Consider the following 13,279-nt stretch of genomic DNA (forward strand, 5'->3'; position numbering starts at 1 on the left):
CGCCCGGTTTACATTCCGAACCCGGAAGCTAAGCCTTTCAGCGCCGATGGTACTGCAGGGGGGACCCTGTGGGAGAGTAGGACGCCGCCGAACAACCCGCCCTTTTAGCTCAGTCGGTAGAGCGTCTCCATGGTAAGGAGAAGGTCAACGGTTCGATTCCGTTAAAGGGCTCCAAAGAAAAAGGCCCCCGCCTCTTGGCGGGGGCCTTTTTGCGTTTCCGGGGCCGGCCCCGGAGTCCGGACGGGCGGGGTGCACCGCGACTCTCTAACATGGGCGGGAAGGGGCGAACCCCGGGAGGCATGATGACCGTTCCCTTTGACGCGGCCCCGCAGCACAAGCAGAGCGACCCCGAGGATGTCCTCAAGAAGGTCGGGGGCGCGTGGCACTGGGCACTCGGCTTCGCCCTCGCGACCCTGATCCCCGGCATCCTGATCCTCGTCTGGCCGGACGAGACGCTGCACATCCTGGCCGTCATCATCGGTCTGCAGCTCCTCGTGGCGGGTGTCTTCCGTTTCGTCACCGCGTTCTCGCACAGCAACGACGGCGGCAGCAGACTCGCCGCGGTCTTGGTCGCCGTGCTGGCCCTCCTCGCGGGAGTCCTGGTGCTACGGCATCCGATGCAGACGATCGGCGCGCTCTCCCTGATCCTCGGCGTGTTCTGGCTGCTGACCGGAGTGCTCACGGCGTACACCGCGCTCGCGGACCGCGCGGTCGTGCACCGCGGCCTGCTGTTCGGCCTGGGCGCACTCGGAACCGTCGCCGGAATCGTCGTGCTCTGCTTCCCGGTGGATTCCGCGGTCGCGCTGACCCGGCTGCTGGGCCTGTGGCTCGTCCTGCTCGGCGTCTTCGAAGTGGTGATGGCGTTCGCACTGCGGTCCGCCACCCGCCACCCGGGTACGGCCTAGTCGCCCGTGCGCGGCTGGGGGACGCGGAACGCCAGGATGGCCATGTCGTCCGAGGCGGGTTCGGCCGCGAAGCGTTCCACCGCGCGCAGGACGCGGGCGGCGACGGCGCCGGCCGTGAGGCCCGTGCAGGTGGTGAGGACCTCCGTGAGGCCGTCGTCGCCCAGCATGCGGGTGCCCTCGCGGCGTTCCGTGACGCCGTCCGTGACGCAGAGCAGCACGTCGCCCGGGTCCAGGGTGAGGGTCTGTTCGTAGAGGTCGAGGTCGTCGATCACGCCGAGCAGCGGCTGCGGGTCCGCGGCCGGGGTGACCCGGCCGTCCGGGCGCAGGCGCAGCGGGAGCGGGTGGCCCGCGCAGACGACCTTCATCAGGGCGCCGCCGTCCGGCTGCGGGTGGAGTTCCCCGTACAGGAGGGTGAGGAAGCGGCTGCGGGCGCCCTCGTCGAGGATGGCCGCGTTCAGCCGCTCCAGGACGGCCGGTCCGCCGAGTCCTTCGCGGGCCAGTAGGCGCAGGGCGTGCCGGGCGAGGCCGGTGACGGCGGCCGCCTCGGGGCCCGTACCGCAGACGTCGCCGATGGCGAAGCCGTACGCGCCGTCGCGGATCGGGAAGACGTCGTAGAAGTCGCCGCCCACCTCGTTGCCCTCTCCGGCCGCGCGGTAGATGACCTCGACCTCCATGCCGGGGATGGCGGGGGAGCCGGGCGGGAGCAGGCTGCGCTGCAGGGAGCGGCTGATCGCCGTGCGCTCGGAGTAGAGGCGTGCGTTGTCGAGGGCGAGGGCGGCCCGGCGGGAGAGGTCCTCGGCGAGTTCCAGGATCTCCTGGCGGAAGTGCTCCTCGGACGGCTTGCCGAGGGTCAGCATGCCGATCACGCGGTTGCGGGCCAGGAGCGGGAGGACCACGGTCTCCCCGCCGACCGCCTGGGCCGTCGCGGGCCAGGGGCGGGCGCCGGCCTCGCGGACCGGGTCGGGCGGGCTGACGCGGGAGAGCAGGGCCTTGAGGCCGTCGATGCGCTCCTCGTCCTCGTGGAGCACGTACGCGAGGTAGGGGTCCGAGGACTGGTCGGCGATCGTGTAGACGGCGCACCAGGTGGCCAGGGTGGGGACGGTCATCTGGGCCATGAGGGCCAGGGTCTGGTCCCGGTCGAGGGTGCCGGCGAGCAGGTCGGATGCCTCGACGAGGAAGGAGAGGGAACCGCGGCGCAGCCGTTCCAGCTCGCCGAGGCGGGCGGATTCGACGGCGAGGGCGATGCGGTCGGCGGCGAACTGGAGGCGCAGGGCCTCGGCGTTCGAGTAGCGGCCGGGGTTCTCGGCGGCGACGCCGAGCGAGCCGGTGAGCCGGCCTTCGACCTTGAGCGGGACGGTGATCACCGAGCGCATGCCGGTGGCCTCCAGGAGCGGTACGGCTCCGGGGACGGCGGCGAGGTCGTCGTGGACGGCGGGCATGCGGGCCGAGCCGTACCGGTTGGTGCCGGCCTCGACGGGGACGCGGGCGAAGCGCTGGCGGGTGGAGGGGAGCCCGGTCGTCGCGCGGACTTCCAGCTCGGTCTCGTCGTCGGTGGCGAGCAGCAGGAAGGCGGAGTCGGCGTCGAGCATGTCGCGGGCGCGTTCGACGGTGCGCTGGAGGAGTCCGTCCAGGTCGTCGGGGGCGGGGGAGCCGATGAAGACCTCGAAGGGGTCCGCGGGCCGGGGTTCGGTGAGCTGGAGGCTGTCGGCCGCGGCGACCCGCACGGGGGTCTGGAGCAGGGCCCGCTCGTCGTCGTGGACCAGCAGGCAGACGATGGACGGTTCTCCGTGGGCATCGCGGACCCGCAGGTGGGAGGCGTACACGGGGATCACGCGGCCGTCGGCGCCGCGGATGCCGTAGCTGCCCTCCCAGCGGGACAGGCGCAGGGCCTCGGCGATGCCGGTGCCGGTGCCGGGGGTCTGGGGCCAGGCGGCGAGCTCGGAGAGGGGGCGGCCGAGGACCTTCTCGGCGGCGTAGCCGAAGACGTGCTCGGCGTCCTCGTTCCAGGCGGAGATCGCGTCGGAGGCGTCGATCTGGAGGACGGCGACGCGGACGCGGCTGTCGGCGAGGGGCAGGAGGCGGTCCGGTACGACGGGTCCGGCGGATCGGGTACCGACCGGCCGGTCCGGGAGGTCGAGCCGGAACCACACGTGTTTGTGGGTGGCGGTGTACTCGACTCCCCAGCGGGTGGCGAGGGCGGCGCAGAGCATCAGCCCGCGGCCGTTCTCGCGGTCGGGGTCGGCGTACGGCCGCTCGCCGGGGTGTTGGAGAGGAAGCTCACGTTCCGGGTACCGGTCGGCGATCTCCACGCGTACCCCGTCCCCGGAGCGCAGGCACAGGACCTCGGCCCTGGTGCCGGCGTGGACCACGGCGTTGGTGACGAGCTCGCTGGTGAGCACCACGGCGTCGTCGACGATGTCCGCGAAGCCCCATCCCTGCAGGGTGTCGCGGACGAACGCCCGGGCCGCGGCGACCGAGCGCCCGAGGGGGTCGAAGCTGGCAGCCGCCCGAGCCGTGATCACGAATCTCCTTCGACGCGGTTGGACATCGGGTGCCAGGTTACTTACCTTCGCGGTCGGCATGGTGCCGTCGTCCGGGATTCCACCCGCAGGGTGCGGCCGGTGTGCGATGGTGCCGAAGTGTTATGGCCGGGTTCGGCCGGGGTGAAACACTGGGCAGGATCGGATAGCCGGGCGTGCGACTCGCTTGGTGTCGGTGGAACAGCGGTCGACCCTTTCGGGAGGGACACGGTGGAGTCTGGCGCAGCGGTGCGGCGAACGGGAACGCGCCCGAAGGGCGGGAGGTCCCGCCGGGGCGGCACGACGGAAGTCGATACCGCGGCCCTGAACCGGCTGCTCACGGCCCTGGTGTCGATGCGGGACGGGAATTTCCGCAAGCGGCTGACGGTGTCCGGCGACGGTGTGATGGCGGAGATCGCCGCCGTCTACAACGAGGTCGCCGATCGCAACCTCCATCTGACGGGAGAGCTCTCGCGGGTGCGGCGGATGGTGGGCCGCGAGGGGAAGCTGAGCGAACGGCTGGAAACAGGCGCCTGTGAGGGCTCCTGGGCGGCCGCGATCGACGCCTCGAACCAGTTGGTCGACGATCTGGCCCGGCCGGTGTCCGAGGTGGGCCGGGTGCTGTCGGCGGTCGCCGAGGGCGATCTGGACCAGCGGATGGACCTGCGGACGCAGGCCGCGGACGGGGCCGGGCATCCGCTGCGCGGTGAGTTCCTGAAGGTCGGGCGTACGGTCAACAACCTGGTCGACCAGCTGTCCGCGTTCACCGACGAGGTGACGCGGGTCGCGCTGGAGGTGGGTACCGAGGGCAAGCTGGGCGGTCAGGCCCAGGTGCGCGGGATGTCGGGTTCCTGGAAGGACCTGACCGACTCCGTCAACACGATGGCCTACCGGCTCACCGCTCAGGTGCGTGACATCGCTCTCGTCACGACGGCGGTGGCGAAGGGCGATCTGTCGCGCAAGGTCACGGTGCACGTGGCCGGCGAGATGCTCCAGCTGAAGAACACCGTGAACACGATGGTGGACCAGCTGTCGTCGTTCTCCTCCGAGGTGACGCGGGTCGCGCGCGAGGTGGGTACGGAGGGTGAGCTCGGAGGCCAGGCGAAGGTGCCCGGGGTCGCGGGTGTCTGGAAGGACCTGACCGACTCCGTCAACACGATGGCGGGCAACCTGACGGCCCAGGTGCGCGGGATCGCGCAGGTCACGACGGCTGTCGCCAACGGTGACCTGTCGCAGAAGGTACGGGTCAGCGCGCGCGGCGAGGTGGCGCAGCTGGCCGAAACGATCAACCAGATGACGGAGACGCTGCGGACCTTCGCGGACGAGGTCACGCGTGTGGCCAGCGAGGTCGGGGCGAAGGGCCTGCTCGGCGGTCAGGCGCAGGTGCCGGGTGCGGCGGGTACGTGGAAGGACCTCACCGATTCGGTGAACACGGTCTTCCGCAACCTGACCACGCAGGTGCGGGACATCGCACAGGTGACGACGGCGGTGGCCAACGGCGATCTGTCGCAGAAGGTCACGGTCGACGTGGCCGGCGAGATGCTGGAGCTGAAGAACACCGTCAACACGATGGTGGACCAGCTCCAGTCCTTCGGTGCGGAAGTGACGCGTGTGGCCCGCGAGGTCGGCGTCGAGGGCGAGCTGGGCGGTCAGGCGCAGGTGCCGGGTGCGGCGGGTACGTGGAAGGACCTCACCGATTCGGTGAACACCGCCTTCCGCAACCTCACCGGTCAGGTGCGCAACATCGCGCAGGTGACGACGGCGGTGGCCAACGGCGATCTGTCACAGAAGGTCACCGTGGACGTCTCGGGCGAGATGCTCCAGCTGAAGAACACCGTGAACACGATGGTGGACCAGCTCTCCAGCTTCGCCGACCAGGTCACGCGGATGGCGCGGGACGTGGGTACGGAGGGCCGCCTCGGCGGCCAGGCCCGGGTCGAGGGGGTGTCCGGGACGTGGAAGGAGCTCACCGACTCCGTCAACTTCATGGCCGGCAACCTGACCTCTCAGGTGCGGCAGATCGCGCAGGTGACCACGGCGGTGGCGCGCGGTGACCTGTCGCAGAAGATCGACGTGGACGCGCGCGGCGAGATCCTGGAGCTGAAGAACACCATCAACACGATGGTGGACCAGCTCTCGGCGTTCGCGGAGCAGGTGACCCGGGTGGCCCGGGACGTGGGTACGGAGGGCCGTCTCGGCGGTCAGGCGCAGGTGCCCGGTGTGGCCGGCGTGTGGCGGGACCTGACGGACTCCGTGAACGGCATGGCCGGGAACCTGACCTCGCAGGTGCGCAACATCGCCCAGGTCGCGACGGCGGTGGCGCGCGGTGACCTGTCGCAGAAGATCGACGTGGACGCGCGCGGCGAGATCCTGGAGCTGAAGAACACCCTCAACACGATGGTGGACCAGCTCTCGAACTTCGCGGAGCAGGTGACCCGGGTGGCCCGCGAGGTGGGCACCGAGGGCATCCTGGGCGGTCAGGCGGAGGTGAAGGGGGTCTCCGGCACCTGGAAGGACCTCACCCAGTCCGTCAACTTCATGGCGAACAACCTGACCTCGCAGGTGCGCAACATCGCCGAGGTGACGACGGCGGTCGCGATGGGCGACCTCTCCAAGAAGATCACCGTGGACGCGAAGGGCGAGATCCTCGAACTCGTCACCACCGTGAACACGATGGTGGACCAGCTGTCCTCGTTCGCGGAGCAGGTGACGCGGGTGGCCCGCGAAGTGGGCTCCGAGGGCATCCTGGGCGGTCAGGCCCGGGTCCGCGGGGTGACGGGCATCTGGAAGGACCTGACCGACAACGTCAACCTGATGGCCAACAACCTGACCTCGCAGGTGCGCAACATCTCGCAGGTCTCGGCGGCGGTGGCCAACGGCGACCTGACGAAGAAGGTGACGGTGGAGGCGCGCGGCGAGGTCGCGCAGCTCGCCGACACGGTCAACACGATGGTGAAGACGCTGTCCTCGTTCGCGGACGAGGTCACGCGCGTGGCCCGCGAGGTGGGTACGGAGGGCCGCCTGGGCGGCCAGGCGCACGTGCCGGGTGTGTCGGGTACGTGGAAGGACCTGACCGATTCGGTGAATTTCATGGCCTCCAACCTCACCGGCCAGGTGCGGCAGATCGCCATGGTCACGACCGCCATCGCCAAGGGCGACATGACCAAGAAGATCGACATCGACGCGCGCGGAGAGATCCTGGCGCTCAAGACGACGATCAACACGATGGTCGACCAGCTGTCCTCGTTCGCCGACCAGGTCACGCGCGTGGCCCGCGAGGTGGGTACCGAGGGCATCCTGGGCGGCCAGGCGCGGGTGCGGGACGTGGACGGCACCTGGCGCGACCTCACCGAGTCCGTGAACGAGATGGCCGGGAACCTGACCCGGCAGGTGCGCGCGATCGCGGCGGTGGCCACCGCGGTGACCCGCGGCGACCTCAACCTGAAGATCGACGTGGACGCGTCGGGCGAGATCCAGGTCCTCCAGGACAACATCAACACGATGATCGCGAACCTGCGCGACACCACCTTGGCCAACAAGGAGCAGGACTGGCTCAAGGGCAACCTCGCCCGGATCTCCGCCCTGATGCAGGGCCGCCGGGAGCTGGACGACGTGGCCTCGCTGATCATGAGCGAGCTGACGCCGGTGGTCTCCGCCCAGCACGGGGCGTTCTTCCTGGCGCTGCCTTCGGGCGGCACCACGGAGTTCGGGACCGAGCACGGTCCCGACGGTTCGTACGAGCTGCGGATGCGCGGGAGTTACGCGTACGCGGGCGGCGCGGTGCCCACCTCCTTCCGGCCGGGGGAGGGACTGATCGGGACCGTCGCCGAGGAGAAGCGGACGATCCTCGTGGAGAACACCCCGCCGGGCTACCTGAAGATCTCCTCGGGGCTCGGGGAGGCGCCGCCGGCCCATGTGATCGTGCTGCCGGTGCTGTTCGAGGGGAAGGTGCTCGGCGTCATCGAGCTGGCGTCGTTCCAGCCCTTCACGCAGATCCAGAAGGACTTCCTGAGCCAGATCGCCGAGATGATCGGTACGAGCGTCAACACGATCAGCGTCAACTCCAGGACGGAGACGCTGCTCAAGCAGTCGCAGGAGATGACCGAGCAGCTTCGAGAGCGCTCCGACGAGCTGGAGAACCGGCAGAAGGCCCTCCAGGCCGCCAACGCCGAGCTGGAGGAGAAGGCGGAGCTGCTGGCCCAGCAGAACCGGGACATCGAGGTGAAGAACACCGAGATCGAGGAGGCCCGGCAGGTCCTGGAGGAGCGCGCCGAGCAGCTCGCGGTCTCGATGCGCTACAAGTCCGAGTTCCTGGCGAACATGTCGCACGAGCTGCGCACGCCGCTCAACTCGCTGCTGATCCTGGCCAAGCTGCTCGCCGACAATGCGGACGAGAACCTGTCGCCGAAGCAGGTGGAGTTCGCGGAGACCATCCACGGGGCGGGCTCGGACCTGCTCCAGCTGATCAACGACATCCTGGACCTGTCGAAGGTCGAGGCCGGGAAGATGGACGTCTCGCCGACGCGGATCGCGCTCGTGCAGCTCGTGGACTACGTGGAGGCCACCTTCCGGCCGCTGACCGCGGAGAAGGGCCTGGACTTCTCGGTACGGGTCTCCCCGGAGCTGCCCGCGACCCTGCACACGGACGAGCAGCGCCTGCTCCAGGTGCTGCGCAACCTGCTGTCGAACGCGGTGAAGTTCACCGACACCGGGGCCGTGGAGCTGGTGATCCGGCCCGCGGGCTCCGACGTGCCGACGGCGATCCGGGAGCAGTTGCTGGAGGCCGGTTCGCTGCGGGAGGCGGACGCGGACCTGATCGCCTTCTCGGTGACGGACACCGGGATCGGCATCGCGGCGAGCAAGATGCTGGTGATCTTCGAGGCGTTCAAGCAGGCCGACGGGACGACCAGCAGGAAGTACGGCGGCACCGGGCTCGGGCTGTCCATCAGCCGGGAGATCGCCCGGCTGCTGGGCGGGGAGATCCACGCGGCGAGCGAGCCGGGCCGCGGCTCCACGTTCACGCTGTACCTGCCGCTGCATCCGAGCGAGCTGCCGCCGCAGGGGTACGCGCCGCCCACGCCCGGCGGCGGGCGCGGCGAGGTGTACCGCAGGCAGGCCGACGGGGCGCGGCCCGCGCTGCCGGCGACCCCGGCGGCGCCGGTCCCCGCGGCGCAGCCGCAGCACGCGCAGCCCGTACGTCCCGCGCTGCCGGCCGCCGAGCCGGCCGGTCAGGGGCAGGGCGGGGCCGCGCTGTTCCGGCGGCGGCGCAAGCCGCTGAGCGACCTGGAGCCGCGCACGGCGGTGCCGGGACAGCCGAACGCGCAGGGGCCGGAGGACGATTGGGTCAACCCGGCGGAGGAACTTCCGGTGCTGCCGAGGTCGTACGACTTCCACGGCGAGAAGGTGCTCATCGTGGACGACGACGTGCGCAACGTGTTCGCGCTGACGAGCGTGCTGGAACAGCACGGACTGGCAGTGCTGTACGCGGAGAACGGACGGGAGGGCATCGAAGTCCTGGAGCAGCACGACGATGTGACGGTCGTACTGATGGACATCATGATGCCCGAGATGGACGGGTACGCGACGACCTCGGCGATCCGGCGGATGCCGCAGTTCGCGGGATTGCCGATCATCGCGCTGACGGCGAAGGCGATGAAGGGGGACCGGGAGAAGGCGATCGACTCCGGTGCTTCCGACTATGTCACCAAGCCGGTCGACCCCGACTATCTGTTGTCGGTGATGGAACAGTGGATGCGGGGCAAGTGATCGACTGCCGGGCACTCTGATACCAATTGCTGACTGACTGTGGCGAAAACGGTGTGAAAGGGCGGGAGGCGGGGAACCTTCTGCTCCCCCACACCGTTTCTGCTTCGTGCACAGTGACATCCTGGTGACAGGGTGTGGCGATCTCGGGACTGGGGCTACGATGACCGGCACAAGGACGGACGGCGCAAGGATGCCGTCCTCTTCTGGGGCGGGGCCCGGCGTACAGGCCGGTGCCAGGAGCCGGGGAGGCCCCATGCCGGGGCGAGGAGGACAGGGCATGGTGCAGAAGGCCAAGATCCTCCTGGTCGACGACCGGCCGGAGAATCTGCTGGCGCTGGAGGCCATCCTCTCCGCGCTCGATCAGACACTGGTCCGGGCGTCGTCGGGGGAGGAAGCGCTCAAGGCGCTGCTGACGGACGATTTCGCGGTCATCCTGCTGGATGTGCAGATGCCCGGGATGGACGGTTTCGAGACCGCCGCGCACATCAAGCGGCGTGAACGTACCCGGGACATCCCGATCATCTTCCTCACCGCGATCAATCACGGTCCGCACCACACGTTCCGCGGCTACGCCGCGGGCGCGGTGGACTACATCTCCAAGCCCTTCGACCCGTGGGTGCTGCGGGCCAAGGTCTCGGTGTTCGTGGAGCTCTACACGAAGAACTGCCAGCTGCGGGAGCAGGCGGCGCTGCTGCGGCTCCAGCTGGAGGGCGGCGGCTCCAACGGCGACGGCAGCAAGGAGACGGCCGGCCTGCTGGCCGAGCTCTCCGCGCGGCTCGCCGCGGTCGAGGAGCAGGCGGAGGCGCTGACCAAGCAGCTCGGCGAGGAATCGGCCGACGCGGCGGTCGTGGCGACCGCGGCCCACCTGGAGCGCAAGCTCACCGGACTGCGGCGGGCGCTCGACGCGCTGGAGCCCGGGACCGGCGGGGGAACGCCGGTGCTGCCCGCGCAGGGCTGAGCCCGTCGAGGTGCCGGCGGCCCGGCCGTTCGCGGCGGCGCGGTATCTGGCGGTGCGTCAAAGCACTGATGCGGCGCGCGACACGAACGGGTGAAGGGGTGGGCACGCGTGTCCACCGGCGCGCGCACCGGTAACCTCGGGCCCATGGCCTCACGTACGTCCGGCAAGGGTTCCCAGAGCGCAGCGGGCACCGCGAAGGGCCGCACCGGCCGGACGACGGCGCCGGCGAAGAAAGCGGCCGCCGCGCGCGGGTCCGCCGCGAAGAAGGCAGCGGCGCCGCGGCGCGCCCCCGCCAAGAAGGCGCCGCCGAAGCCCGCGCCGTCCCCCACCGGGGGCGTGGTGCGGCTGGTGCGAGCCCTGTGGCTGGGCTGCGCGCACGCGGTGGGCGCCGTGTTCCGAGGAGTGGGCCAGGGGGCCAAGAACCTGGACCCCGCCCACCGCAAGGACGGCGTCGCGCTGCTGCTGCTCGCCCTCGCGCTGATCGTCGCTGCCGGTACCTGGTCGAACCTGAGCGGTCCCGTCGGGGATCTGGTCACCATGCTGGTCACCGGCGCCTTCGGACGACTGGATCTGCTCGTACCGATCCTGCTGGGCGTCATGGCGGTACGTTTCATCCGCCACCCCGAGCAGCCCGACGCCAACGGCCGGATCGGCGTCGGCCTCTCCGCGCTCGCGATCGGCGTCCTCGGCCTCGTGCACATCGCCTGTGGGGCGCCGGGCCGCGACGAGGGCACCACCGCCATGCAGGACGCGGGCGGCCTGATCGGCTGGGCCGCCTCGAAGCCGCTGATCTTCACCATGGGTGCGCCGCTCGCCGTGCCGATGCTGGTGTTGCTGACGGTCTTCGGGCTGCTCGTGGTCACGGCGACCCCGGTGAACGCGATCCCGCAGCGGCTGCGGCGGCTCGGGATCCGGCTGGGGATCATCGCCCCGAACGAGTACGACGAGGGGTACGGGGAGGACGGCGCCGCCGAGCGGCACGACCCCGAGCAGTGGCGGGCCCGGTCGGGTGGCGCCGGCGCCGGTGCGGGTGCCCAGGCGGATCCCGCCGGTTCCGGCGATCCCGCCGACGCCGCCGAGGAGCAGGCGCTCGCCCGGCGCCGGCGCCCCCGCCGGGCCCCCGCCCGACCGGCCGCCGAGCGGGAGATGGACGCCGTCGACGTGGCCGCGGCCGCGGCCGCCGCGCTGGACGGGGCGGTCTACGGCGGAATGCCGCCCTCCCCGCTGGTGGCCGACCTGACGCAGGGCATCTCGGTGGAGCGCCCGGGGCGCGAGGGCGTGGAGACCACCGCTCCGGTGCCTCCCGCGCGGGTGGAGCGGCCCAAGGCCGCGGGCGCGGACCTGGGTGCGGGTGCGGGTGCGGGTGCGGGTGCGGGCGCCGAGCCGGAGTCCGAGTCGGCCGCAGGGCCGCACGACACCACCGCCGCGGCTTCCGGGACCCTGTCCGTCCCGGACCTCACCAAAGCCCCGCCGGCGGCCCAGCCGCTGCCGCCCCGCGCCGAGCAGCTCCAGCTGCGCGGGGACATCACGTACGCCCTTCCCTCGCTCGACCTGCTGGAGAAGGGCGGGCCCGGCAAGACCCGCAGCGCCGCCAACGATGCGGTCGTGGCCTCGCTGACGAACGTGTTCTCCGAGTTCAAGGTCGACGCGCAGGTCACCGGCTTCACCCGCGGCCCGACGGTCACCCGGTACGAGGTCACCCTGGGCGCCGCGGTCAAGGTCGAGCGGATCACGGCGCTGGCCAAGAACATCGCCTACGCCGTGGCCTCGCCGGACGTCCGGATCATCAGCCCGATCCCGGGCAAGTCGGCCGTCGGCATCGAGATCCCGAACACCGACCGCGAGATGGTCAACCTGGGTGACGTGCTGCGGCTGGCGGACGCGGCCGAGGACGACCATCCGATGCTGGTGGCGCTCGGCAAGGACGTCGAGGGCGGCTACGTCATGGCCAACCTCGCGAAGATGCCCCACGTGCTGGTCGCCGGCGCCACCGGCTCCGGAAAGTCCTCCTGCATCAACTGCCTCATCACCTCGGTGATGGTGCGGGCCACCCCGGAGGACGTCCGGATGGTGCTCGTGGACCCCAAGCGCGTCGAGCTGACCGCGTACGAGGGCATCCCGCACCTGATCACGCCGATCATCACCAACCCCAAGCGGGCCGCCGAGGCGCTCCAGTGGGTCGTGCGCGAGATGGACCTGCGCTACGACGACCTGGCCGCCTTCGGCTACCGGCACATCGACGACTTCAACCAGGCGATCCGGGACGGCAAGATCAAACTGCCGCCGGGCAGCGAGCGGGAGCTCAGCCCGTACCCGTACCTGCTGGTGATCGTCGACGAGCTCGCCGACCTGATGATGGTGGCCCCGCGCGACGTCGAGGACTCGATCGTCCGCATCACCCAGCTGGCCCGCGCGGCCGGCATCCACCTGGTGCTCGCCACCCAGCGGCCCTCGGTGGACGTGGTGACCGGTCTGATCAAGGCGAACGTGCCCTCGCGGCTGGCCTTCGCCACCTCGTCGCTCGCCGACAGCCGCGTCATCCTCGACCAGCCGGGCGCCGAGAAGCTCATCGGCAAGGGCGACGGGCTGTTCCTGCCGATGGGCGCGAACAAGCCGGTCCGCCTCCAGGGCGCCTTCGTCACCGAGGACGAGATCGCCGGGATCGTGCAGCACTGCAAGGACCAGATGGCGCCCGTTTTCCGGGACGACGTCACCGTCGGGCAGAAGCAGAAGAGGGAGATCGACGAGGAGATCGGCGACGACCTGGACCTCTTGTGCCAGGCTGCCGAGCTGGTGGTCTCCACCCAGTTCGGGTCGACCTCGATGCTCCAGCGCAAGCTGCGGGTGGGTTTCGCGAAGGCGGGCCGGCTCATGGACCTGATGGAGTCGCGGGCAATCGTGGGCCCCAGCGAGGGCTCGAAGGCGCGCGACGTCCTGGTGAAGGCGGACGAGCTGGACGGGGTCCTCGCCGTCATCCGGGGAGAGACCCAACCGTGATTCACGGGCGGGCAACCGTTTCCCCTGGGCCCGCGTCAAGTTGAGGGAGATGGCGGCGCCGTGCCCGGCACGGGGCCGCCGCAGCACCCGGACTTCCCACACTGTTCGGTTTGCCATTCGGATGGCGTAGGAAG

5 protein-coding genes, 1 tRNA gene and 1 rRNA gene are annotated in these 13,279 nt (G+C 70.6%); 6 read left to right on the forward strand and 1 reads right to left on the reverse strand.

Features of this window, described 5'->3' with window-relative positions; genetic code table 11:
* From rrf to AB0M92_RS25355, 3 genes are all read left to right on the forward strand, one after another.
* A 5S ribosomal RNA gene (gene rrf, locus AB0M92_RS25345) occupies positions 1-93 on the forward strand; the annotation flags it as partial.
* A 5-nt stretch (positions 94-98) separates the two neighbouring features.
* Positions 99-174: transfer RNA gene (locus tag AB0M92_RS25350), tRNA-Thr, on the forward strand.
* Positions 175-302: 128 nt separating this feature from the next.
* Positions 303-905: a DUF308 domain-containing protein gene (locus tag AB0M92_RS25355; protein ID WP_366104579.1), complete on the forward strand. Its 603-nt coding sequence runs from the start codon at positions 303-305 to the stop codon at positions 903-905.
* On the opposite strand, the gene AB0M92_RS25360 is transcribed toward AB0M92_RS25355, so the two are convergent.
* Positions 902-3,487, reverse strand: coding sequence for a SpoIIE family protein phosphatase (locus tag AB0M92_RS25360; RefSeq protein WP_366104581.1), 2,586 nt, complete (start codon positions 3,485-3,487; stop codon positions 902-904). The two genes, AB0M92_RS25355 and AB0M92_RS25360, sit on opposite strands and share 4 nt — an antisense overlap.
* Before the next feature lie 168 nt (positions 3,488-3,655).
* Here AB0M92_RS25360 and AB0M92_RS25365 point away from each other — a divergent pair, with 168 nt between their 5' ends.
* From AB0M92_RS25365 to AB0M92_RS25375, 3 genes are all read left to right on the forward strand, one after another.
* Positions 3,656-9,190 (forward strand): HAMP domain-containing protein, encoded by a 5,535-nt coding sequence (locus tag AB0M92_RS25365; protein WP_366104582.1) that lies wholly within the window; start codon positions 3,656-3,658, stop codon positions 9,188-9,190.
* A 277-nt stretch (positions 9,191-9,467) separates the two neighbouring features.
* A complete protein-coding gene (locus AB0M92_RS25370) occupies positions 9,468-10,148 on the forward strand; it encodes a response regulator (protein WP_366104583.1) in 681 nt (226 codons plus the stop codon).
* Positions 10,149-10,292: 144 nt separating this feature from the next.
* On the forward strand, positions 10,293-13,145 hold the full coding sequence (locus tag AB0M92_RS25375) for a DNA translocase FtsK (RefSeq protein ID WP_366104584.1): 2,853 nt from the start codon (positions 10,293-10,295) through the stop codon (positions 13,143-13,145).
* The last annotated feature ends 134 nt before the right edge of the window (positions 13,146-13,279 follow it).

The sequence above is a fragment of the Streptomyces sp. NPDC051582 genome (assembly GCF_040681715.1).
Classification (GTDB): domain Bacteria; phylum Actinomycetota; class Actinomycetes; order Streptomycetales; family Streptomycetaceae; genus Streptomyces.